The following is a 20,575-nucleotide window of genomic DNA, read 5'->3' as shown; positions in this document are numbered from 1 at the left end:
GTTTGCGGTCGGAGATTCTGCAGTTCTCGCTCCACTGATCAAGTTGACGACGGCCGCCGTCAACGGTACAACCGCAGCGATTACCACTGGGGTGACCACGATCATGCAGGCACTGTTGCGCATCGAGAACACGATGAGCGCCAACTCGGCGAAGGTGGCCAACCAGATCGCGGAAGCGAACCAGAACCAGGTCGAGCGCAACATCGACATCGAGCGCTCGAAGCAGGCTTCGCAGGTCGAGCGCTCCACGCGCATTCCTCTTGACCCTTGTGCCAATGCGTCGCGCGGCCTGGCTAACCCAAACTTCGACCAGATCAATCCGGGGTTCCGTGGCGCCAATGGCGGCGCCTTCGGCCCACGGGGCTCGGGTGGTGGTGGCGGCGGAGGCCGCCCATCAAGCGGCTCCTCGTCCATGGACAAGGCGATCGCTATCGCGCGCAACGACGAGTTCGCGCCTCCAATCGAAGTGCAGGCCGTCATGGCGCAGCGCGGAGCCTGCGAGGCCTATGCGAGCGGCAAGGTGCGAGCACAGTCGTGTACCTGGGCTGGAACCTCGCCAGCGGTCTCTTCGGGCCTGCCCGACGCGGACATCCGCGCATCGACGATTTTCGACGGCGCGCAAACCGTGGCTGACCAGAGCAAGATCTCGCTGTCGTTCAATGAAAAGCAGCTCGCGGCAGCTACGGCCTACGTCCGCAACCTGTCGGCACCAGTGCAGCTGCGCGATCTGGCGAAGATCGAGGTGCAGACCGACGAGGGTCGCCGCTACCTGGCGCTGCGCGACAGCTACCAGGCGCGGGTCGACCTGGCGATGCGGCCTGTCGAAGAGTGGGTCAGCAACCGCACCAAGTACGCGGCTACCATCCCGATCCTGAAGGCCATGCAGGAAGGCGGCGGCGCCGCGGCGAAGTACCTGTCGCAACACCTGCCCCAGGCAGCGCCTGACTGGCAGTCGAAGGGTATCTCGCTGCACCACCTGCAGTATGTTGACGCGGCACGCCGCTACGACAACCCCGAGTGGCTCAAGGAAATCGGCGCGGCCGACGAGGTGACGCTGCAGCGCGAGCAGCTGATGATCTCGGCGCAGCTGGCCAGCCTGATCTCGAAGAGCCTGATGGAAAGCCAGAAGACGAACGCGCTCCTCGGCGCCGTCTACCAGGCGTCGCTCAACAAGGACTTCATGCCCGAGCTGGCGGCGCAACATAAGCGGGCGACGTCCACCCGCTGACACAGTGCGGGCGCCACGCCCGCACTTCCATTCCCCACATCCTCACGAAGATCAAGTATCCATCATGCGAGTTGTTCGACAGTTACCACTTGCGCTCGCACTGTGCGCATTCGGCCCGACCATGTCTGCCCACGCGGCGGACTGTGACACCAATTTCAAGGCAACCGGCAGTTTCCTGAGCGGCGAGAAGTTCGCCACGTTCACCGAGCTGCCGAATATCCATGCTGACGGCGCCTTCACGGCAGTGCAACGGTACTTTGCGGCGGAAGGCTGGACCATTCGCCACGCCGACCGGGCCGCAGGTGTGCTGACGGCTTGGCACTCACAATCTCGTCCGGAGCGCCCGTTCCCGCTGACCGTTACTGTCGAGCCGTCGCAAGGCGGCGCGAAGCTGTCGCTCGTGTTCGTAACGCCCGGTGGCGCCTTCTCCTCGACAGGCGCTATCCAGAAAGAATTCTGCAAGGTCGCTTCGGTGGCGCAGGCCGCGCCTGCAGCGCCAGTGGCCCCTGCGCCTGCTTCACCAGCCGGCCAGTTTGCTCGCATGCCAGCGAGCGCAGCGGTGGCTTCTGCGAGCCGCGGCGCGCCGACGTCATCCCCAGCCGGCCAGCTGTGCTTGGGGCGGGCATGCCTCGGAATGACGCTCGAAGAGGCCGCTTCGTTACCCCTCGTGGAATCGACCGTCGAGAAGTTCACGGTTTCCAGTAACGGCAACTGTTTCACCTGCGGGCCTGCCTACGGAGCTAATTCCAAAGGCGAGCGCATTTGGTATTCAGTGGCCGGTACTGCCGACAGCAAATGGATCCGGCAATACGCCCAGACCGTGAAGCTTGTATGCGTACTGGGTTCGCCCACGGCATATATGAAAGCCAGCGACGGGCAGCGGATCATCTTGAACTTCGCACCTGCTATCCAAGACGGGAAGGGCATGATGGAGCTGGTCACCATTACCCGTTTCTTGCCTGACACCATGAGTGAAAGCCAGTGGAAAGCCTTCGAGCAACAGGCGCGTGAGCGCTACGGCTCCGCGTTCTATGCAAACGCTAATCTCTTTGAAACGCCGCGTGGCCCATACGTTACGGTGCGCCGCAACGAGCTGGCTATCTATGGCGTCCGGCAGAATGGTGAAGACGTAAATCGAATGATGAAGGAGCAGCCAGGCTGCTCCGAGCGGACAACTCTCGAATGACGCCGGCCTCACAAGGCAGTCTGGCGCTGGGCCAGCGGCTCATGGAAGTGAGGAGTGAATCATGGGTGTACATGTCGTCCAGACGATGCCTGGGAAGTTCAAGAAGGGTGGACACAAGAAGCGCCGCGAGGCCGCTGAGGCAGCCAGCGCAGCAGCCGGACATGCGGCTGTGAAGGGGCCAGTGCCAACGCAGGCGCCGCGCGCAGGCATCAGCGGGAAGCGTTGAGCCGGGCAGGCCAGAGCAACCACGCCTGGCTCGACGTGATTGAATCTCCATGTTCCTCGCGGGAGGCATGGAGATTTTTTGATCGGAGTGGTAATGAGTCAGCAGAGCAGCGAGACGGTGGTGTTCCTTGAAGCAAACGGAGTTGGCCAGGGTTTGGGCGGCGGCGGGCCGTCGTATGCAAAGGTGGTGGTCGGGAGCCATTTCGAGGCCCAGCTGGTGCGCCTGCAGGGGCTGTGTGCGAACAATGAGCTTACCGAAGTGCGGATCTCGTACGCACCGGATATGTGGGGCCCCGAGGGCGTGGAAGACGAGATGCGCATGGAAAGCCCCGAGCTCGTGGTGACGAAGACGGACTTCTGGTTCACCGACCGTGGGCGCCATAGCGACGGCCTGGTCGAAACCCGGACGCAGAGTATGAAGGAACTGTTCGAGCTGCTGGCCACCGCCGACGGCCCGATTTACCTTGGGAGCGATCCTGCCGCAGTCGAGCGCGATGTGATGGACGACTTCCCGCCGGATGAGGACGCCGCGTCGGAAGCATTCCGATAAACGGCCGGACGACCGGAGAGACTGTACGAAAGTTAGTATGAAAAACAACCCGCATTATGCCCCTGAGAACCTCCTCAACATGCTGCAGCAGCTGCTCGGTCTGAGAAATGACGCGCATCTCGCCGATCGGCTTGGGGTGGAGCCTTCGCAAATCTGCAAGATCCGGCATCGGAAGGGTGTGGTTTCAGGGGCGTTCTTGATCAACGCGCACGAGGAAACGGGTCTGAGCATTGGCGTTCTCCGCGGCCTGATGGGGGACTACCGGGAAAGTACGGCCGCATCGGCAAAGCACCCGGAGGAGCCGCCCCTGCATTGCCTGCATCAGCTTAACCATCCCAGTATGCTCCCTGCGTTCGCTCGGGCGTCGACGACTGCCCGCGCGCCACAGCAGCAGCATCACGCCTGAGTCTTACGGCGTCAGCACCAGGACGCGCCGATCTGTCTCGGCCATGCCCTTGCCCGCATCGGTGCCCATCAGGATCTCTCCATTCGGCAAGGGCGAGCCGTTCCTTATCTTCCTGCCGTTGTGCATCACGATCCCATCCGGCAGGATCTCCCGAATCCCGAGCTTTTCGCCGCTGGCGATGTCCGTGGGCTTGCTGTCCGCGCCTTTGCTGATTCCCATCCGGGTGTCCGGCTCGGGCTTGGCTGCTGGCGCTGCCGGCGCGGCCGCTGCAGGTGCGGGAATGACCTTGGCTTGAGCTTGTGCAGGCACCTGCGCCGGCGCGGCAGCGGCCCGCGGCGTCTCCGTTGCCTTGGCCAGTTGCGTCTTCTCGCCGGCAGGGACGGTGCTTGGCCGGGGCCTGGCGGGGGGCGGCGCGGGCGCCTCCTTGATCTTGGCTGCTGCCGGTGCCGTCGCGGGCTTCGACGCGACAGCTGGGCCGGTTGCGATAGGGCGTGGGAGGGATTCTTTCAGGCTGGTGCGCACGTCGCTGGTGCGCTCGGCCGGCGCCGCTGGTACTGCAGGAATCGACTCTGGGATGATGGCCGGCAGTGGCGGGGCCTGCGGGCTTGCCTGCGCGACGACCTCGATCTCATAGGAGGAGATGGCTACGTGGGGCGAGCTGTCCACCTGGAGGTAGGCAGCGCTACCCAGGAGCACGCTCGCAGTCAGCGCGCACGTGGCTCCTCCAAGCATCAAACCGACGCGCCTGGTGGACTTCATCCAACGGTAGTCCTGAGGCGCGTACGGCTCGCCAAGTACCTCTTCCGCCCAGTAGAGATTCAGGTCGGACATTATCGGGGCTGTTTTTTCTGGCCGATGAATGCCTCGACCTCGGCCACTGCCCACATCAGGCGGCCGCTCTTCCTCGCCGGCACCGGCAGCCCGGCCGGCGGCTCCTGCAGCTTGCGCGCAGCTCGCTCTGTCGCCGCAAGGGAGTTAAGCCAGGCATAGTTCCGGAGCGTCGCCTCGGACAGGCCCATCAGTACCGCCGCGGCCGGGGTGCTGATAAGTTCCCCCTGATGCCGGCCAGCACCAGGGGCGCCTGCTACGACACGAGCTGCGACAAGCGATTCGTCAGGCACTGGCCGCATGGCGTTGCGCTCCACGAAGGGCCTGTTGAATTGCCTTGTCATGCGTGCGCACCGGCCGCAGCGCCTGAGCAGCGACAGGGGCTGGCGTTGGAGCTGGGACTTGTGCTGGTGCTGCACCTGGCGCAGGAGCATCTGGTACCTTCGGCAACTGGGTCATCGTCGTCGAATACTTGGCCGTCTGCGCGCGCCAGAACAACTGGACAAGGGCGCCAGGCAACAGGCGAGACCAGTGCAGAATCGCTGAGTTCTGCTGCTGTTGCGCGATCATGAGGGCGTTCATCCGCGCCGCGTGGTCGATAAGACGGCTCATTGCGCTTTGCAGATCCGCAGCCGGCTCAACTGGATGCAGGTCTACAGGGGCGTTGTGTCGTGCCAGCGCTTCGGACAGGCGATTGCGAGTGCCAAGCATGGATTCGTGCCAGGACGCCACTACGCCGCGAGCTTCGGTCGACGAAGCATCGTTCGGTACCGCCGCGTCTAGCAAGCGGAGGAAGGGCTCGACGTCACGTTCGGCCCGGTGAAGGAGGTCGAACAAGCGATGCGCCGCCTCGATGCGCGGGTCGACCTTCTTCTCGGCGTGCTCGCGCACCGTGGCGACTTCTGCCTGCGGCTGGCGCTCATGTTGAACAGCGGCCTGTGCAGCTGCTTCTGCAACTGCGCGTGCGCGCTCCTCTTCAGCTGCGCGCTCCTGCGCTTCTAGCACCTCCTGGTCGCGGACGCGCTGTACTTCCGCACGCACGAGTTCCTGGGTGCGCAGGTCGTCGGCCTCGCGCTGCTTCTGCGCCGCCTTGCGATCGCGACGGCGAAGCAATGCCAGGGCCAGCAATGACACGGCAGCAGCACCAGCGCCAGCGTAGATCGCCCAGTTAGAGGCAGACTGGTCGGGCGCGGCCGTAGCTTGCGCGGTCGGGGTGGCGCGTAGCGGCTGCAAAGCAAGGGGCTTCGTCAGCTTCATGGGTACGGCCGGGTTTTCCTCGGCCTTCAGCCCAGGGTGTGGCAGCGCATTCGGCGAAGTAAGGGCGGCTGCGCGAGCCGCGTCAGCACCGGCCGAGGAACTGCCGGCGACGGCCGATACGCCTGGGCCGGCAACGATCGCGTCCGGAGCTGGGACTGGTTCGGCCGATCGGATGACGCCGTGCTTTACCTGGCCGCTGACGTCTGCGCGTAACTCTGGTGCTGCGCTTACAGCGGGCGCTGGCTGCCGCTGAGCTTCGTCCGCCGGCCGAAGCCGAGGCTCGCTGCCGTGGGAGCAAGCCGCGAACGACGCCAGCAAGGCCAGAGCGGTCGCACGCTGCGCCACCTGTAACCGCGTTGGCATGTTCCCGGTCTTAGCCATTGTCGGCTTCCGAGCGAGGAATCAGCTGGCCGCGAATGCCGCGGTTCGGCGTGGCGACGCTCAGGGTGTCGTAGGTGCAGTCGCCAATAACTCGCGATTGCACGCCCAGGTGCAGGTCGCCCACTTCGACGGTCGATGGCTTGCCGGTTTCGCCGACGTCGCCCTCTACCCACAAGGCTGCTGCGCGGATATGGCCCTTGACGCTACCGCCGGACAGGATGACGACGCGACCGGCACACTCGACGCTGCCAAGCACCGTTCCGCGGATGACCAGGCTCTTCTTTCCGCCGATACGGATTTTGCCTTCGATCACGTCGTCGGAGCCGATGGCCATGCTGACTTCCAGCGCGTCGACGAGGACGTCAGCGGTCGCGCCTTTTGCGACGTACTCGGCGAAAGACGATTCCTTCGGATCAGCGCCGGGGTTGAAGTTGTTGCCGCGTGGGCTTGGGGGCAGGCCGGCGCCAGCGCCAGGGGCGGGGCGGTTCGCGCTGGTATGCGGGGTGTCGAGCGAAGGCATGTCGCCCAGGCCGAAATTCGAGTTCGAGTGTCCGTCGTTCATTTTGAAGCTACTCCTGAGGTTGGGGTGGTAAGTTTTGGATCGGCCTGGAAAACAACGGTCTGGCGATCAGTAATGCGGGTTGCGGTGAATCCGCGATGAACTGGATCGACCGCGTCCAAGATGTAGCGGCCGTCCGGGAAATACTTGCCGAGCTCGACCTGTATCGAGCGCTCGCCGACGCGGCAGCTCACCGCGGTCGCCTTGATGCCTGACACCAGGCATGGTGCCGGAGCGGTTCGCCCCTGCGAATTAATGTTCTTCTGCCACCACAGCATCCCCGCGAACGACGCCGCCGCAACAACCAGGCCGCATACCAGGCCGATCGCCATGCTCTGCAGGTTCGCCTTCTTCAGCATCGCAGCTGCCATGAAGCGGTATTCGTCGGGCTGCACGCGCACGATCGCAACCCTGGTCATGCTGTAGCTTCCGTCCAAGCGCTGTTCGATCCCATTGGGCGGGCCAGGCGGTAGCTTTGTTGCGCCAGCGTAACGCTCGGTAATCACCATGGGCGTCTGGATGCGCAGGCCTTCCTTCGGAAACGTCAGGGCAGCAATCTGCGCATCGGTCATCCCGTTGAGGCTACGAATCGTGTCGTGAATAGCGTCGCGCTGCATGAAAGGAGTGTTGCCTGAACGGAAGTTGTTTCGTATTATGGCGAAGATGCGTAACGCAGTCTAATGATATATCATTAGGTTGTCCAGCGGAACTATTGCCCCATGTCCACAAATTCAAACAAGATCCCCCTCGATTTCTTCGAGTTCGCCGACCACGCGCAAGCCACTTTTGTCGTTGTGGATCACCGTCCTGGCCGCCTGCCGGTAAGCCGCGCCATCGTCACGCCTGCCGGCGCCATCGAGATCACTGGTACCGATGGCCTGGTCGAGGTAATGGGTTCGCCCGACTACCCGTGCAGCGCCGCGGTGCTTAGGCGCATCCGTACGCACCACGAAGGTCTCCTTCTTGTCCAGGTCGACGCGACACGCGTTGACGGCGTCACCGAGCAGCTCCTGAGCGCGCGCTTCAATTAACCTACCTGAGAGTTATTCCTACATGCTGAACCTGTCTTACATGCGCCCCGCAGTGGTCGCGCTCGCTGCTGCCTTGCTTGCGGCCCCAGCCGCCCAGGCGGGGCCTGATGTCGAAGCCGTCAAAAAATCGGTGAAGGCGGTTACCCGGCTCGATGTCGTCAAGGTGGAGCGGTCGAAGATCCTCGGCCTGTACGAAGTGCAAACGGCTGGCCAGGTTTTCTATACTGACGCGAAGGGCGAGTACATCCTGTTGGGCGCCCACGTGTTCGCGACCAAGGACAACTCGAACTACAGCCAACAGCGGATGAACGAGCTGGCCGGCTACAAATTTGCCGACCTGCCGCTGAAGGATGCGATCAAGGTCGTGCGCGGTGACGGTAAGCGCGTCATCGTCACGTTCGAGGATCCGAACTGTGGCTTCTGCAAGCAGCTGAACAAGACGCTCGACGAAATGGGCAATACGACGCATTACGTCTTCATGGTCGCCATGCTCGGCCCGGAATCGGTGGCGAAGGCCAACGCGATCTGGTGCTCGGCTGACCCTGCCAAGAGCTGGATGGACTGGATGACCGGGGGCAAGGCGGTACCGGCCCCAGCGCAGGATTGCGCAACCCCGGTTGAGCGCAACGGGAAGCTGGGGCAGAAGTATCGGGTGATGGGGACGCCAGCGATCTTCTTCCCGAACGGCGATCGCGAGCAGGGTGCCGTGCCGGCCGCGGTGCTGGAACAGCATTTCGCTAAACAGGCGAAGTAACATAACAGCGCGCGGTCGCATAAGCATATGTGGGGTTGGATGAAAACGAGCGGGCGCGCCTGGTTACGAGGACAGGGGCGGCAGGAGTGGCTGCATACCCGAGCCACTGCGATAGGGCTCGCCTTCGACCTTACGTTGGAAGAACTGGCGAGCGTAATTCCTCTGCGCGGCCGGGACGCCACGCTGCTGATGCGCAGCTAGTGGTCGAGCTCTCGCACTACCAATGTGGGCCAGTCGCGCGGGGAGCTGCAAGGCACCTTGTGGCAATGGGAGTGAAAGGCGTTGAATTCCATTTTCTTGGAGGGCATTACGTTCTACTCGACAAACAGACCGGCTTGTTTCATGACATGGAAGCGCCTCAGGGCGTCAGAGGAAAGCGCGAGCTGCCGATCTGGAGCCGAACGTCAGAGTTGTCAGGCGCGGTGAGAGGTGATGCGAATTTTGAATCGACCTTCTTGCGATATGCAGCGCTCTGGCTGCAGCGCAGGAACGGTGAGCATCCGCACCTGGCACTGTGAGATTCTGGCAGGAATAAAAACGGGCCGAAGGGAGAGATCCCTCGGCCCGTTTTTCTATGCGGTTCCAGTTTGTGAGCAGCTGGTGCTTACGGACGCGGGGCCGGCGCGTCAGGTAAGTCCAGGGTGCGGCCGGTGAGCGCCGCGAGGTGCAGCATCAGTTCGTTGTCGGGCGTCGAGTCGGTGAACTCGCCACTGTCCTTCATGATGCCGACCATCAGGCCGATCAGAGCGCCGATGCTCTCGATCTGCGGGCACTTGCCCTCGCCAGGGATCGGCAGCAGCGGGCGCACGCTATGGTCGAACGAAATAGAGGTGCGGGCCGACGTGACCGAAGCATCCTTGACCAGGGTCTGGAGGAACTGGTTGCAGTCCAGCGAAGGGTCGTTCAGCGACAAGCCGGTGACGTTCTCCTCTGGATCGTAGAGGAAGACCTTAGGCTCGGGCCGCGCCGCGCCAGCGCGGAAGACCTCGAAGCTGATACTGGTGATGTTTGGTGGGGTATCTGGGATGGTGAACATGGTGGTGGGCAGTGGTAGGCCGATTGGATGCTGCGATTATAGGGCAGCAGGGGGCGGAGCGAGGCAGCGTGGTTGCAAGTTCCCGCCCCAGCCTGGCGCCCGCCGCGCCCATGATGCCCAGCGCCTTATGCGGGCGGAGCAGGCGCATTGCCTTCCTCGACCTCGTCGTCTTCGTCCTGGATGCCGAGGCGCGCGGCTACGCGCTGCACGATGAGCCCGTGCAGCTGCAGAGCCTCCAGGCGGTGCTCGCGCTGCGCCGTCCTGCCGACGAGCCCGGTCATCGTGCTGACCGCGACGGCGACGTCACGGCAGAATTCCTCGTAGTCGCAAACAGGCGATGCCCGCTCGGGCGAACAGATGATGTCGATCACCTCGGGCCGGGAAAGGATGCGAAGCACGCCCAGGCGATCGGCGTCGGTTCCCAGGTGACGCAGAATCGTGTTCTCGCAGAACGCGGCTTCGAGCAAGACAATGTCCGGACTGTTCGTGTACCCGTCATAACCGTTGGCCACCACATCCGCGATCCAGCCGTCGCCCGACGATTCCCAGCTCTTGCGAGTGAGCGCCATGCCCTCGATAAGAAGGGTGCGGTCGTCTTCGGTGAGCAGCACGATGCGCTCGCGCGGGTACTCACGCAGGAGGGCGGCCACGGCCCTTTCCGCAGCGCGGCGGGCCTCCGGCGACGCGTCAATGTCGAGCATGAGGATGAGGGTTTCAGCCGGCGAAGTATTCAACACGGTGATGGCGCCGAGCTCGGTGGTCTCGTCGTCGATTTTCGTCAGCAGGCCTTCGCGCCGGGCGATGTCGACGGCCTGTTCGATGCCAGCTCGCATGACGGTGGGATCGAGATCGCCGTGGTTCTGCGCGTCGACGGTGATGAGGAACTGTTCCTGGTGAGCGTGGGTATTTTGCATGATGGTCAGGGGCTAAAGGTGTGTTTTACATTCCTGGCGCTGGCGCCGGTTCTTCGTCCGCTGCAGGCGCCGGGTCGGCTGGCAGGGGAAACCGCGGCGCCAGGCCCTTCAAGCGATCCGTGCAGAGCATTTCCAGCACATAGACGTAGGCGCTCTGCTGGGCGCGATGCCAGAGCGCGCCCTGGGCAGCGGTGAGGGGGAATGGCGAATCGAGGTGGTCGGCGCGCGTGGCCGTGGCCAAGCATTTTTCGATGACGTCGGCTCCGCTGGTAACGCCGTACTTACCGAAGAGCGCATCGGCAAGAAGCGCATTCTCGGCTTCCAGGTCAGCGGCCGTCCGGTCTTCAGCACCAGGTGCGCCTGGTGCCGGGCCGAGCTTCGCGTGCAGCTCGCGCAGGAAGTCACTGCTGACCATCTCCAAGCTGTGGCTGTAGGCGCTGGCCGAGGCCTCGTGGTGCAGACGGGCCTCGGCCGGGGTCAGCGGGAAGGGGGCTTCGTCGGGCGTGGCGTGGCGGGCCACCTTCAGCTGCTCCTCGACCAGCGCGATACCGGGCAGGAGCCCGTGCTGGCCGGCCAAGGCTTTGCGGAGCGTTTCGTTGTCGGCGAGCGCCTTGCTGGTGGCGCTGCTGGGCGCTGCGGCCTGGGGCTGGGAGTGGGGCATTTCGGAACCTCTACGTGGGGGAAGTAATGCTGCGATACTAGGCGGGAGCTCGATGCGTGGTTGCACTGCCTGCGCCCGGCGCGCGGCGGGGCGCACGGGCAGGGGACTCACTTCGATGCCCGCAGCCGCCAGGATTGCCGCGCACCGGGCAGCGACCAGGTGCTCGGGGGCGCGGTAGGTGACGTACAGGCGTGGTGCGCGGCCGCTGGTCTTTCGATCGAAAGCCGGCGCGCGGGCCAGCTGCAGGCGTTCGGCCACGACCTGGGCGCCGTCGTTCCCAGCTTCTGTCTGTACATTCACGAATCCCAGCATCGGTTCGCTGGCCGCGCACTGCTGATAAGCGATCGCGCTGAGGATTGTGGACAGGCCTTGGCCAGAAAAGTCGGGTCGTACCCCATAAGAGATGTTGCAGCCGATAGCGCCGGTCTCGCGACTGGTGACGGTGCCAGCCCAGGCAGCCGCGACAACCTCCTCCTCATGACACGCAGCAACGCAGAAGGGCATGTCCCGGATGCGCCAGTCCAGGAGGGGCATGACCATCCCTACCGTACTGCCGCATAGATCCGAATAGCGTTTGGTGTCCTCTGCGAGCATAGCCCGCACGCGCGGCAAGGCGAAGCCCTGGCCTTCGGCGAAGAGGGTGAGGTTCTTATGGTGTCCGATCTGGACGGGGTCGGGAGGTAGGAACTGGTCGAGGAACATGGCGATCGCGTTTGTGAGCACGCGATCATGGTGCCGCAGAGGGCTGGGCGTGGTTGCGCCCGGCCCCTGCTTACTGCGTCCCGACGTCCTTCAGGGCTTGCTTGAGGCGCGAGACAGATTTCGCCTTGTAGCGGCGCGTTGTGGTGATCGAGCCGTGCCGCGCCATCTCCTGGCCCAGGGTAATGTCTCCCGTGGCGTCGACGATCATCGTTACCTGCGTGTGGCGCGCGCAGTGCGAAGCGAAGCTCTTGAGCCGGCCAGCAGCTGCAGGATTGTCGGCAGCGGCCGCGATCTCGCTGGCCCGGCCGAGGAGCTTCTTGACCGCCCGGTTGATCGTCTCCGGGTGCACGTTGCGGACGGGGCCGCGCATCGGCAGCACCAGGGGCGTGCGATCCTTTCCCTGGTAGTCCGCGACAGGGAGGGCGGGCAGGCCTCGGGACAGGCGGTACTCGCGCATGCCCGACATGAATTCTTCGGACAGGGGAACCGTCGCCTCGACGCTGCCCTTGCCGTGCACCTCCAGCATCCAGGTGCTCTCGCCATCCTCGTCGTTGTCTTGATAGACGTCGCCGGCCGCGGCGCCCGCCAGCTCGTGCCGGCGCATCGCAGCCCACAGAAGGGCCGTCCAGATCCACTTTTGCTGGTGGTATTCCAGGATGTCGCCCTCGCGCTTCATCTCGTCCAAAGCATCGTCGATATAGCCCCTCTCAAGTGCCGACAGCGCCTTCTTCCTGGGCGAGGCCTTGCTCAAGACGGAACTGACCTTGAATCGGTTGAACGGATTGCGCTGGATCTGGTACCCGTTCTCCAGCTGCATCTCGATCATGTCCGCGTACATGGCCTTCAATGCGCTGACGGCCCTGTCAACGCTTGCGGTCTGGAGGGGCGCCGGTTTGAATGGTTGACGGGTGAGCCCCGCGCGCCCGAGCACTTCGAGCGGTATCGAGTGCTCCTTCGGCCCTGCCAGGAAATGAGCATATGCAGCTGCGTCGAGCGAGCTGCCCTTGTCGAGCCAGCGCGTGAAGGGCTGGCCAGCCTTCACCCACATCAGCCAGGCGAGCCAGCGCCGCGCCTCGAAGCCGAACGCGCGCTGCGTGTGTTCGGAGCCCCGTTTCGACGCCACCCAGGCCACGATCGCCGCCAGATCATCGCTGGCCAGGGCGCCGACCAGCGCCAGGCTGGTGGGCGCGGGGTCTAGCAAGACCAGATCGCCATCACGCATGTTGTTCTCCAGTAGTTTCAGGTCGAAGCGGGGCTTCTCCGAATAGCTCGTGCACCGAGCAATCCAGCACGTTGAGCATCCCGTTGAGCACTTCCATGTTCACCCGCGGGGTCTTGTTGTCGATGATGCGCAGCAGCTGCGCGTCCGAGATCTCGACACCGGTCTCTAGGAGGAGGCGGCGCAACGCGGCGGCCGACCGGATCGACCGTTCGGTCATCAGCGCGCGAGCGCGCAGGACGATCTTTCGGGACGGGGGCTTCGAGTGGGCCGGGGGTGAGTGGGCGAGCTGGTCTGGAGGCATCCCCTATTGTAGAGCTCCCTTGCATGCCGCGCAAAAAAATTGCATCACATGATTGATTTCAGGATTGCGGGCCTTGTCCTTCCCACTTGCAACCACGTGTAGGGCCTTTCCAGATAATCGGCTGACTTCAACAACACATCGTCCAGCCATGTCCGAAACACGCACCTTCAATCACACGGCCGCCGCCCTACTTGCATTCGACGCCGGCGCTGCCAAGCGCGCGCAGGCCTGGGATACCGTCGAAACCAATGCGGACGTGGATGCGGCGGAACTAGCCGACGCCCACGCCCTTCGCGCGGTGCAGGAAGCGTTTCACCGCGACACGGCCGAGATCAACAGCCTGGCGAACTGCTATCGGGTCGACCTGGGCTTCATGCGCCGGATGGCAGCGAGCTCCGCACCTGCCGCGCTGGTGCCGCACCAGGCTGATCCCGACGACGCCGACGACCAGGCCGACGCGCCGGCGCCGAGGTAAGGCCGTGAGCGAGCGCACAGTCAGGCTGGTCAAGCACGAGGCGAAGAAGCGAAAGCGTTCCGGGCAGGCGCACTCCTATATGGCGGCGCTGGCGCAGCTCGCCGCCGAGAATGGGCATGGCGACTGGGCAGCATACGAAAAGGTGCTTCTCGCCGTTCCAGACGCGGCGCCGGACTTCCGTATTCGCCTGGTGCCGGCGGCGGGCGAGGCGAAGATGATCGGGGTTTTCATGCGCGACATCCTGCCATATCACGGTCTGGATGAGAGCCAATGGCAGGCGGCCGCGGACGAGGAGCGCGTGCAGTTCGTGCTGGACTTCGCCCTCTGGTCGAGGCGCAAACGCGGCGATTTCACCGGCTACCGGGCTGAGATCACGGAATCGAATGTCGAGCACGGCGTTGAGGCGGCCGGCCCCGCGCCGGCCCAAGGGCACCAGGCGCCCAGCAGCGCGCCTGATTTCGTCGTCGAGGTAGAAAGCCGGGCAACCGGCAAGAAGGAGCACATCGGCGTGCAGCTCGCGGATCTGCTCGAACTGCACGGGATGAGCCAAGCTGAGTGGGATGAGGCAGGCCACGAAGAGCAAGAGTCGCTGGTGGAAGAAGCGGCTCTCTGGGAAAAGCGCAGCAAGGGCGACCTGGGCGGCTATTACGCCGAGGTTTTGTCAGGCCTTGATCAGGGCGAAGGAAGCGCGCCGCGCTAGTCGTCAAAAAATCATGCACATCGAAAATCCAATTACCAAACTCACTCAAATTCTTACCCGGCCCGATGGCTCGCAAGCCAGGATCGTCGCTCAGGTGTTCTTCGGGGCCGGTCTGCACCGCTCGGTTGGCGTATACGTCCATCGCCGCGAGAACCCGGATTCGCCTTGGACATTGTGCAGCGACCAGCCGCACCCGGACTGGAAGCACATGCCGCTGGAGGAGTACAAGAAACGCGGGCGCTCTGAGGTGCTCCGCACGGTCACGCCAGGCGAGATCCTGAAGCTCTCCCATGCCTTGCTGCAGGGGAGTGTCGACAGCCTGTATGAAGGCGCGAAGGACGGGAGCGAAGGCGAGGAGGCAGATGCGGAGATGGAGGAGGCGGGGGATGCGCCTCGGTAAGCGGTTGTGACCACCTGGTCGATCGGTGATGTGGCAGCCGATCGACCAGGCAGGCGGTCAGCCGCCCATTGACATCGATGTGCCTTCTTCTTCGCCATCCCCTTCCCATTCCCCACTCGGGTCGCCGCTGTCGATCACCGCGGGGCATTCCTGGCCTGGTTGCGACGGCAGGAACGTCGTGTAGATCTTCCCGTCCCAGAACGACGTGTTCCTGCAGCTGATGTTGAGATGCTGCGCGAGGGATTCCGCGACCCTCTCGGTGAGGGTTTCGACCTGGCTGACCAGGTCTTCGATTCCAGGAACGCCAGCTTCCTGGGCGGCGACGAGCGTATCTTCGAGCGAGAGCAATTTCATGAGCAATCCTTGTGGTCGGTTGGCCAGCGTGACCGGAGCGATCGCGCTGTAGAGGCAAGCATTATCTCGACCGTTCAAGGACGTGGTTGCATCGGTCAGCGCCGGTAGTCAGGGGGCAGATCGTAGTATTTTCCCAGGCGAGCGACCCGGTCATAGGCATCCTGTGATCTGCTGGCGTTCTGACGGTACCGCAGGGTGATGACGTAATAGGTTGCGATAGCGACCGGTACCCAAAGGAACGGCATGATCCCGAACAGGTGCGCGATGACGGCCGTGAGGATGCTGATCGAGACCCCGAAATCCTTCGCCACAAGCAGCTGTGCCTGCGCAATCTCGGCCTGCCGTTCCAGCTCAAACTCCGTCATCCCAACCTCGTGTTGTCAATTTGCGGTATAGACAACATTGTAGGCGGGCAAAGAATTATGCTGCGCGCGCATGGTTGTGAGGATTGGCGAGAATTTCCACAGGATAATGTATGTACAATCGTTGGCTCCACAGGAGGCGTGAGGGCGTGTATGGAGCAGGTGGCTCGGCAGAATCAGGTTCTCGAACAAGTCGTGAACCACGGCGTCGCGTTGGACGCTACGAAAGGATCTGTCGCCGCGTGGGTCTACTTGTCGCGCCATGGTGTCGACGACGACATGATCGTTCGCGTGCTTGCGTCGCCGGCCGGGCGCCGCCCCCCGGCTGATGGCAAGCTGTTGGCGCTGCCGCCCCTTCCAAGTCAAGGCATCGGCCAGAACCAAACTTCACGAGACAACCAGTAGCACCCGGTCGGCGTGCCGTCGATCTCGTTTCCACAGCGCGTGTACTGACCCCATCGGTCTTTCGCAACGATCGCGATGTGCCCTTGCCTGGCTTCGGTACCGTAGATGTGGAAGAACGATACGATGCCTCGGCGGGCGCCGATCTTTTGCTCGGCTTCCTGGCCGCTGCTGTACTTCTCCGGCGCGCCGACCTGTTTTGTGAGCCAGGCACTAAGCGCGCGCTGGCGCGTTTCGATGAACCTGCCCTTGTACTTCCCGGCCTTGATCGGCCATTTTCCAGGATTCGGATAGCCGGCGCCTAGTAGCGCCAGGCTCATGCGTATCGCGCACGTGTTCTGGAAGTTCGGATTGTGGACGTTCTCCGGGTAGCCGATCCACTGATACAGCTCCTCGGGCGGCACGCTGGCGGTATCTGGGAAGTGCATCCGGAGCTTCGCATACGGTACCTTCATTTCGCCCTCGTCTTCGTCGTTGTGCAGGGCCATTTGGCCCGCCAGACCTCGACAATGAGATCGCTCGCGTTTCGCGACAGCTGCTCGGCCGGCATGCGCTGCAGGGCATGCCGGGCCGCCATCACGAGCTCATCCGGCGCCGGCATATATTTGGGGTGCCAGCACCACTGCTTACCTTCGGTCGCGTCATGCACGCCTTGGATATAGCCGTGCACGAACTCGCCGTGGACGCGATCGAGGTGCTCTACGGCCCACGCTCTACTGCGAAACGGGCTCGACGCGTCCCATGCGACGGTGGCCGGGTCGGTGTTCCCCAGCAGCTTGACCAGCCGGGCGCCGGTCATCCAGGGGGCGCTGGCCGCGGGCTGTGCTGGCGCTGGTGGCGCGCACATGGCCAGCGCAAGCGCCAGCACCAGGTGCGAGAGCCTCACGATGCGCTCCGGCGCCGACGGTTCGGACGCAGGAGTGCGCCTGTCGAGAGCGCGATCTTGACCTGCTGGCGCGCCAGCGCATGCGCAGCTGCCGTGGATCCGGTCATTGCCCTGGATGCGCGCCACGACGGCGAGCTGGCGGCCGGTGCCGGGCGGCCGGGCCAGGCACCGTCCGGAGGCAGGGGGCGATCACACATGGCGATTCGTGGCCAGGCACCAGCCGCCGGTGGTATTGCCAGCTGCGCCCCCGCCGATCTTCTGCTGGGTGTATTTCCAGCGCACCTTGGAGAATTTCAGGCCGATGCTTTCGCCCATGATCGAGCCGGCGGCGACGCTCGGCGCCACGTGGGCGATCAGCACGTTCTCAAGCTCGATCTCGTAATACTTGATCGGCTCTCCAGCGCCGTCGGCGCGCATCAATTCAAATTTCGCCTTCGGGATGGTCTTCCCCTGGGCGCATAGCTGCAGGAGGAGCGGCGACGTCAGGTCGGCCATCTTGCTGATCGAAATTTCGGTCAGTTCACATCGCTCTGCGGTGTGGCCACCGTTGGAGGAAGCGTTGGCGCTCTTGGGCTGGGTGACGGCCCAGCTCACCGAATCGCATTCGATCCAGCCCGTGTGCTTCGAGTCCTGGGACTCGCCCTTTACGCCGTCGATCTGAAGGTAAATATCTGCTGCCATGCTGCCTCCCCGGAGTGATGGTGTATCGATTTTGCCGCCGGCGCGTCTCGGTTTGTTTGCCCTCGCGCATGAGCTCGCTTTGGCGAGGGCCACGAAGCGCAAACAGCGGCCCGGCATCGCGGCCCAAAGCCTAATTGACCTGAGCCGTAGGCACCTTCACAATGTCAACCCGCGCGCACCAGCGGCGGCGACCATGGCAGATGATGGATCTTTTCTATACAAGGGCGACAGGAAATGCAGGAAGTATTCGACAGGATAGAGCGGGCGGTAGCGGCGGCTGATGTTGGCCCGGCAGGGCATTTTGGTATGTCCGAGGCAATCATTTGGTTCCGGACACTTGGCTTCTTTGAAAAGGCGGGTGTTTCCGTTGCTGCGCTGGACATGACTGATCTGAGTAACCCAGAGCCCGTCCGGTTTGATCCTGATCCAGAGCGCGCAGCTGCTGCAATGCTGCGGATGACCCAGTGCATTCTGGATGGACGGATCTTCTTATACTTCGACAAGTACGAGCTCGTCGCCATGATCGCGAAAACAACCCCTCGCAAATGGTTCAGGCGCACCGTGCGCTACACCCCGTTTTTTGCCGCGCCAGGCTTTCCGGTGCTCACCGGCCCAACCTACAGCGGCGATTCCGATGCACTCGGCTGGATCGAAATGCGCCAGCGCCGTGCAGAAGAGGTAATGCCTTCGATCCTGGTCGAGGCGGGCATTACGGACAGCTAGAGCCAGCGGGTGGTCTGCCACCACGTTCTCTACGCTCTCCAAGCCCCTGTGGCGACGTCGGTCGCGGTCGAGTCCAGTGGTCGATCCCAGCGCTGTTCTGGCGCCTTGTAGAGCCCTTCCCGAACAATTCGATCCAGGTCGAGCTCTTGCATTTTCTCGCGAGCTGTCGCCATCGCTTCGTTCACGCGGGTCTCGAAGCCACCGGCGGCCAGGATGTCGGCGGCGATCAGGCGCTTGAGCTCCTGCTGCGTTTTCTCGTCGAGCTGGTCGCGCAGCACCTTCTGCGGAGGAACCACCTTGTCGGCGTAGGCCTCGAACTTAATGTCGAGCCACCGCACGAACTCTGGCGAGGTCATCGCGTTGAGCTCAACGCGCTGAGTCTGGAGCCATCGCTTCCAGCGCTCGGGCACGTACTCAGCAACCGGCAGCTGCCGATCGCGCTTGCCGCCCAGCTCGCGGAAGTTTTCGATCTGCAGGCCCATGTCGATCGCTTCCTCTGGATCGAGGCCGAGGTTGATGACGTGTACCTTCCGGGCGCCGCGCGCGCGCGTGGCCTCGGTCAGTGCCTGGTAGATCAGCGTGCCCGATGCATCAGCGTCGTGGATGCAGAAGAAGTAGATCTCCTCTTGCGTCTGCCCGATCAGGTTAAGGACGTCGCGGGCCGCGCGGGAGGCGAAGCCCTTGCTGGTCAAGAGGGCGCAGTCATTGCGCTCGGGCCAGCCGGTGTCCTTCAGGATGGAGAACAGACCTTCTTTTTCGCTGTAGAGGATCTTGTTGAACGTCCACTCGGGGCGCTCATATTTTTCCACGTGCAGCGTCCCCAGTGGGATCTCCTGCCCGGTATGCGGGTGGTAGATGACGCCACGAGCGTCACGGTACAGCCCCGGCAGGTCGTAACCCAGCTCCGCCTCGATGTCGGTGACGACCTGGGCGAAATAGTTGTAGTCGGGCTCCTTGCCGATCTGCTCCAGCATGTACGGGCGCACCGCGTAGAAAAGCTGGCGCAGGGAGTAGCGATACGCCGCATTGCCACTTGCCTTGGCGATCGCGTCCTGCATGTTCGCGATAATCACGTCCTTCTGCGAGAAACGGGCGCCGGCCACTGCCTTATCCTTGCGCTTGGCCTTTCGCGACGCTTTCTCGATCACCAGCGCCAGCGGCTGGAGATACCGGTGCAGGTCGGGCTCCTTGCCGTCGGTGGTGATCGGCATGTAAGGCGTCGTGACGTTCAGGATGATGCGGACAGGCTTGCGGCCGACATCGAAGACGTGGCCAAGGCCGCAGCCGATGATCCCGACCTGATGCGCCTTCTGGCGAAGCACCTTGATCTCGCCGGTGATGGGCGTACGGTTCACCAGCGCGATCACCTGGTCATCCGCGTCGGCATCCAGAACCTCGACGAGCGCCTCGATGCTGTATGGGAGGTGGGCCGTCATGCCGGTACCGAGCTCGATCTCGCCGGCCACGTGCGCATGCGCCATTTCGTCGCCCAGGCCGCCGAGCTTGCCCAGTGCCGCTGGCTTCGGCGCGGCCGAGCGCTCCCGCAGGTGCGTCAGGAGCGTGTTCACCTGGCTACGGGTGATCGAGCTCGATAGCGTCGAGCCAACCAGCCCGGTGGCAACAGCAGGCGTGACGTCGCGGAAGACGGTAAAGAGGTCAGCCAGCGGGCGGTCGCCGGCCGCCTTGCACATCTCGAAGAAGCTCTCGGTGTCGTACCACCATGGTGACGTTTTCCCCTTGTACGCCTTGCCCATGGACGCCATCGCGATCGCGATCTCCGACCAGCTCAATACGTCGTGCGGTACCGGGATGGTGTCCCCGAAGCGAATGCCGATCCTGGTGCCGGTGGTCTGGCCTGGCGCTGGCGTCACCTCGACGTCGGTGCTGCCGTCATCGCGCGGCGCCAGGTCGAAGCGCCGGCCTCTGGTCTCGACAAACAGGCCACCGCCGGACGCCAGTACGGCACCGGCAACCACACGCAGGCCGTTGCCCAGGGCGCCGCGGGAAGGCACCCGCACCATCTTGGACGAAGTGAGAGGGCGCTTGATCGAGAAGAGGCTGGCGATCGCCGCGGCATCGCCCGGCAGGCCAGGGCCGTCGTCGACCACGTAGATCCAATCGCCGTCGTTTTCCACCTGCGCGGCCGCGCCAGCATCGAGCGCGTTGTCGACCAGTTCCTTGACCACGAGCGCGGCCAGGCGGCGCAGAGGTACGCCGGCCTTCTGGCCGAGCGTGCCCAAGCTGCGAAACAGCGTCCAGTCTTCCCGTGTAAACATATCGTGCTGCCTTCTATCGGTTCGTTGTGAGAGTGCCTGTCTGTGCGTTACCATGATAATGAAACGCAACACACT

Annotated in this window: 27 protein-coding genes; 11 read left to right on the top strand and 16 right to left on the bottom strand. The window is 63.6% G+C overall.

Annotated features, from left to right (window positions below; translation table 11 throughout):
• Positions 1 to 43: 43 nt before the first annotated feature.
• From traW to ACFPOU_RS07870, 4 genes are all read left to right on the top strand, one after another.
• Positions 44 to 1,228 carry a conjugal transfer protein TraW gene (gene traW / locus ACFPOU_RS07885; RefSeq protein WP_379719446.1) on the top strand — a complete coding sequence of 395 codons (1,185 nt, stop codon included), beginning with the start codon at positions 44 to 46 and terminating at the stop codon, positions 1,226 to 1,228.
• Positions 1,229 to 1,349: 121 nt separating this feature from the next.
• Positions 1,350 to 2,414, top strand: coding sequence for a hypothetical protein (locus ACFPOU_RS07880; RefSeq protein ID WP_379719202.1), 1,065 nt, complete (start codon positions 1,350 to 1,352; stop codon positions 2,412 to 2,414).
• 319 nt (positions 2,415 to 2,733) lie between these two features.
• On the top strand, positions 2,734 to 3,189 hold the full coding sequence (locus ACFPOU_RS07875; RefSeq protein ID WP_379719199.1) for a hypothetical protein: 456 nt from the start codon (positions 2,734 to 2,736) through the stop codon (positions 3,187 to 3,189).
• Positions 3,190 to 3,226: 37 nt separating this feature from the next.
• A complete protein-coding gene (locus tag ACFPOU_RS07870; protein WP_379719196.1) occupies positions 3,227 to 3,595 on the top strand; it encodes a hypothetical protein in 369 nt (122 codons plus the stop codon).
• A 3-nt stretch (positions 3,596 to 3,598) separates the two neighbouring features.
• On the opposite strand, the gene ACFPOU_RS07865 is transcribed toward ACFPOU_RS07870, so the two are convergent.
• From ACFPOU_RS07865 to ACFPOU_RS07845, 5 genes are all read right to left on the bottom strand, one after another.
• The gene (locus tag ACFPOU_RS07865; protein WP_379719193.1) at positions 3,599 to 4,426 is read right to left on the bottom strand and encodes a hypothetical protein; all 828 of its coding nucleotides are present in this window, start codon (positions 4,424 to 4,426) and stop codon (positions 3,599 to 3,601) included.
• Positions 4,426 to 4,614: a hypothetical protein gene (locus ACFPOU_RS07860; protein WP_379719190.1), complete on the bottom strand. Its 189-nt coding sequence runs from the start codon at positions 4,612 to 4,614 to the stop codon at positions 4,426 to 4,428. Before ACFPOU_RS07860 ends, ACFPOU_RS07865 begins: the two co-directional genes overlap by 1 nt.
• Positions 4,615 to 4,708: 94 nt before the next feature.
• Positions 4,709 to 5,680, bottom strand: coding sequence for a hypothetical protein (locus ACFPOU_RS07855; RefSeq protein ID WP_379719187.1), 972 nt, complete (start codon positions 5,678 to 5,680; stop codon positions 4,709 to 4,711).
• 373 nt (positions 5,681 to 6,053) lie between these two features.
• On the bottom strand, positions 6,054 to 6,623 hold the full coding sequence (locus ACFPOU_RS07850; RefSeq protein ID WP_379719184.1) for a bactofilin family protein: 570 nt from the start codon (positions 6,621 to 6,623) through the stop codon (positions 6,054 to 6,056).
• Entirely contained in the window at positions 6,620 to 7,237 is a 618-nt protein-coding gene (locus tag ACFPOU_RS07845; protein ID WP_379719181.1) for a hypothetical protein, read from the bottom strand. Before ACFPOU_RS07845 ends, ACFPOU_RS07850 begins: the two co-directional genes overlap by 4 nt.
• A 102-nt stretch (positions 7,238 to 7,339) precedes the next feature.
• On the opposite strand from ACFPOU_RS07845, the gene ACFPOU_RS07840 reads away from it, so the two are divergent.
• The 3 genes from ACFPOU_RS07840 (at position 7,340) to ACFPOU_RS07830 (ending at position 8,923) form a co-directional block, all read left to right on the top strand.
• Entirely contained in the window at positions 7,340 to 7,651 is a 312-nt protein-coding gene (locus tag ACFPOU_RS07840) for a hypothetical protein (RefSeq protein WP_379719178.1), read from the top strand.
• A 22-nt stretch (positions 7,652 to 7,673) separates the two neighbouring features.
• Positions 7,674 to 8,405: a DsbC family protein gene (locus tag ACFPOU_RS07835; RefSeq protein ID WP_379719175.1), complete on the top strand. Its 732-nt coding sequence runs from the start codon at positions 7,674 to 7,676 to the stop codon at positions 8,403 to 8,405.
• A 272-nt stretch (positions 8,406 to 8,677) separates the two neighbouring features.
• On the top strand, positions 8,678 to 8,923 hold the full coding sequence (locus tag ACFPOU_RS07830; protein ID WP_379719172.1) for a hypothetical protein: 246 nt from the start codon (positions 8,678 to 8,680) through the stop codon (positions 8,921 to 8,923).
• 86 nt (positions 8,924 to 9,009) lie between these two features.
• Here the strand turns inward: ACFPOU_RS07830 and ACFPOU_RS07825 are convergent, their stop codons facing one another.
• The 5 genes from ACFPOU_RS07825 to ACFPOU_RS07805 all read right to left on the bottom strand — a co-directional run bounded on the left by ACFPOU_RS07825 (position 9,010) and on the right by ACFPOU_RS07805 (position 13,157).
• A complete protein-coding gene (locus ACFPOU_RS07825; protein WP_379719169.1) occupies positions 9,010 to 9,441 on the bottom strand; it encodes a hypothetical protein in 432 nt (143 codons plus the stop codon).
• 125 nt (positions 9,442 to 9,566) lie between these two features.
• Complete coding sequence (locus tag ACFPOU_RS07820; RefSeq protein WP_379719166.1) at positions 9,567 to 10,355, bottom strand: hypothetical protein; 789 nt, start codon at positions 10,353 to 10,355, stop codon at positions 9,567 to 9,569.
• A gap of 25 nt (positions 10,356 to 10,380) precedes the next feature.
• Positions 10,381 to 11,718: a hypothetical protein gene (locus tag ACFPOU_RS07815; protein WP_379719163.1), complete on the bottom strand. Its 1,338-nt coding sequence runs from the start codon at positions 11,716 to 11,718 to the stop codon at positions 10,381 to 10,383.
• A 70-nt stretch (positions 11,719 to 11,788) separates the two neighbouring features.
• The gene (locus ACFPOU_RS07810; protein ID WP_379719160.1) at positions 11,789 to 12,940 is read right to left on the bottom strand and encodes a tyrosine-type recombinase/integrase; all 1,152 of its coding nucleotides are present in this window, start codon (positions 12,938 to 12,940) and stop codon (positions 11,789 to 11,791) included.
• Positions 12,933 to 13,157 (bottom strand): helix-turn-helix domain-containing protein, encoded by a 225-nt coding sequence (locus tag ACFPOU_RS07805; protein WP_379719157.1) that lies wholly within the window; start codon positions 13,155 to 13,157, stop codon positions 12,933 to 12,935. The genes ACFPOU_RS07810 and ACFPOU_RS07805 overlap by 8 nt, the downstream gene beginning before the upstream one ends.
• A gap of 232 nt (positions 13,158 to 13,389) precedes the next feature.
• Between ACFPOU_RS07805 and ACFPOU_RS07800 the strand changes: the two genes are divergently transcribed.
• From ACFPOU_RS07800 to ACFPOU_RS07790, 3 genes are read left to right on the top strand one after another with little or no spacing between them, the layout of a single operon-like run.
• Positions 13,390 to 13,716, top strand: coding sequence for a hypothetical protein (locus ACFPOU_RS07800; protein ID WP_379719154.1), 327 nt, complete (start codon positions 13,390 to 13,392; stop codon positions 13,714 to 13,716).
• Positions 13,717 to 13,720: 4 nt separating this feature from the next.
• Positions 13,721 to 14,416 (top strand): hypothetical protein, encoded by a 696-nt coding sequence (locus ACFPOU_RS07795; RefSeq protein WP_379719151.1) that lies wholly within the window; start codon positions 13,721 to 13,723, stop codon positions 14,414 to 14,416.
• Between the two features lie 13 nt (positions 14,417 to 14,429).
• Positions 14,430 to 14,816, top strand: coding sequence for a hypothetical protein (locus tag ACFPOU_RS07790; protein WP_379719148.1), 387 nt, complete (start codon positions 14,430 to 14,432; stop codon positions 14,814 to 14,816).
• A 57-nt stretch (positions 14,817 to 14,873) separates the two neighbouring features.
• On the opposite strand, the gene ACFPOU_RS07785 is transcribed toward ACFPOU_RS07790, so the two are convergent.
• The 5 genes from ACFPOU_RS07785 to ACFPOU_RS07765 all read right to left on the bottom strand — a co-directional run bounded on the left by ACFPOU_RS07785 (position 14,874) and on the right by ACFPOU_RS07765 (position 17,501).
• Positions 14,874 to 15,170, bottom strand: coding sequence for a hypothetical protein (locus ACFPOU_RS07785; protein WP_379719145.1), 297 nt, complete (start codon positions 15,168 to 15,170; stop codon positions 14,874 to 14,876).
• A 95-nt stretch (positions 15,171 to 15,265) separates the two neighbouring features.
• On the bottom strand, positions 15,266 to 15,535 hold the full coding sequence (locus ACFPOU_RS07780; RefSeq protein ID WP_379719142.1) for a hypothetical protein: 270 nt from the start codon (positions 15,533 to 15,535) through the stop codon (positions 15,266 to 15,268).
• Positions 15,536 to 15,894: 359 nt separating this feature from the next.
• The gene (locus tag ACFPOU_RS07775; RefSeq protein WP_379719139.1) at positions 15,895 to 16,422 is read right to left on the bottom strand and encodes a T6SS effector amidase Tae4 family protein; all 528 of its coding nucleotides are present in this window, start codon (positions 16,420 to 16,422) and stop codon (positions 15,895 to 15,897) included.
• A complete protein-coding gene (locus tag ACFPOU_RS07770) occupies positions 16,386 to 16,820 on the bottom strand; it encodes a Rap1a/Tai family immunity protein (protein WP_379719136.1) in 435 nt (144 codons plus the stop codon). Before ACFPOU_RS07770 ends, ACFPOU_RS07775 begins: the two co-directional genes overlap by 37 nt.
• A 189-nt stretch (positions 16,821 to 17,009) precedes the next feature.
• A complete protein-coding gene (locus ACFPOU_RS07765; protein ID WP_379719133.1) occupies positions 17,010 to 17,501 on the bottom strand; it encodes an Hcp family type VI secretion system effector in 492 nt (163 codons plus the stop codon).
• 234 nt (positions 17,502 to 17,735) lie between these two features.
• Between ACFPOU_RS07765 and ACFPOU_RS07760 the strand changes: the two genes are divergently transcribed.
• Positions 17,736 to 18,224 carry a hypothetical protein gene (locus tag ACFPOU_RS07760; protein WP_379719130.1) on the top strand — a complete coding sequence of 163 codons (489 nt, stop codon included), beginning with the start codon at positions 17,736 to 17,738 and terminating at the stop codon, positions 18,222 to 18,224.
• A 29-nt stretch (positions 18,225 to 18,253) separates the two neighbouring features.
• Here ACFPOU_RS07760 and ACFPOU_RS07755 read toward each other — a convergent pair whose 3' ends face one another.
• Complete coding sequence (locus tag ACFPOU_RS07755) at positions 18,254 to 20,500, bottom strand: hypothetical protein (protein WP_379719127.1); 2,247 nt, start codon at positions 20,498 to 20,500, stop codon at positions 18,254 to 18,256.
• Positions 20,501 to 20,575 lie beyond the last annotated feature (75 nt).

This window comes from Massilia jejuensis (assembly GCF_042656795.1).
Classification (GTDB): domain Bacteria; phylum Pseudomonadota; class Gammaproteobacteria; order Burkholderiales; family Burkholderiaceae_D; genus Telluria; species Telluria jejuensis.
The sequence above is the reverse complement of the archived record's forward strand: the minus strand, read 5'-3'. Positions and strand labels throughout refer to the sequence as shown.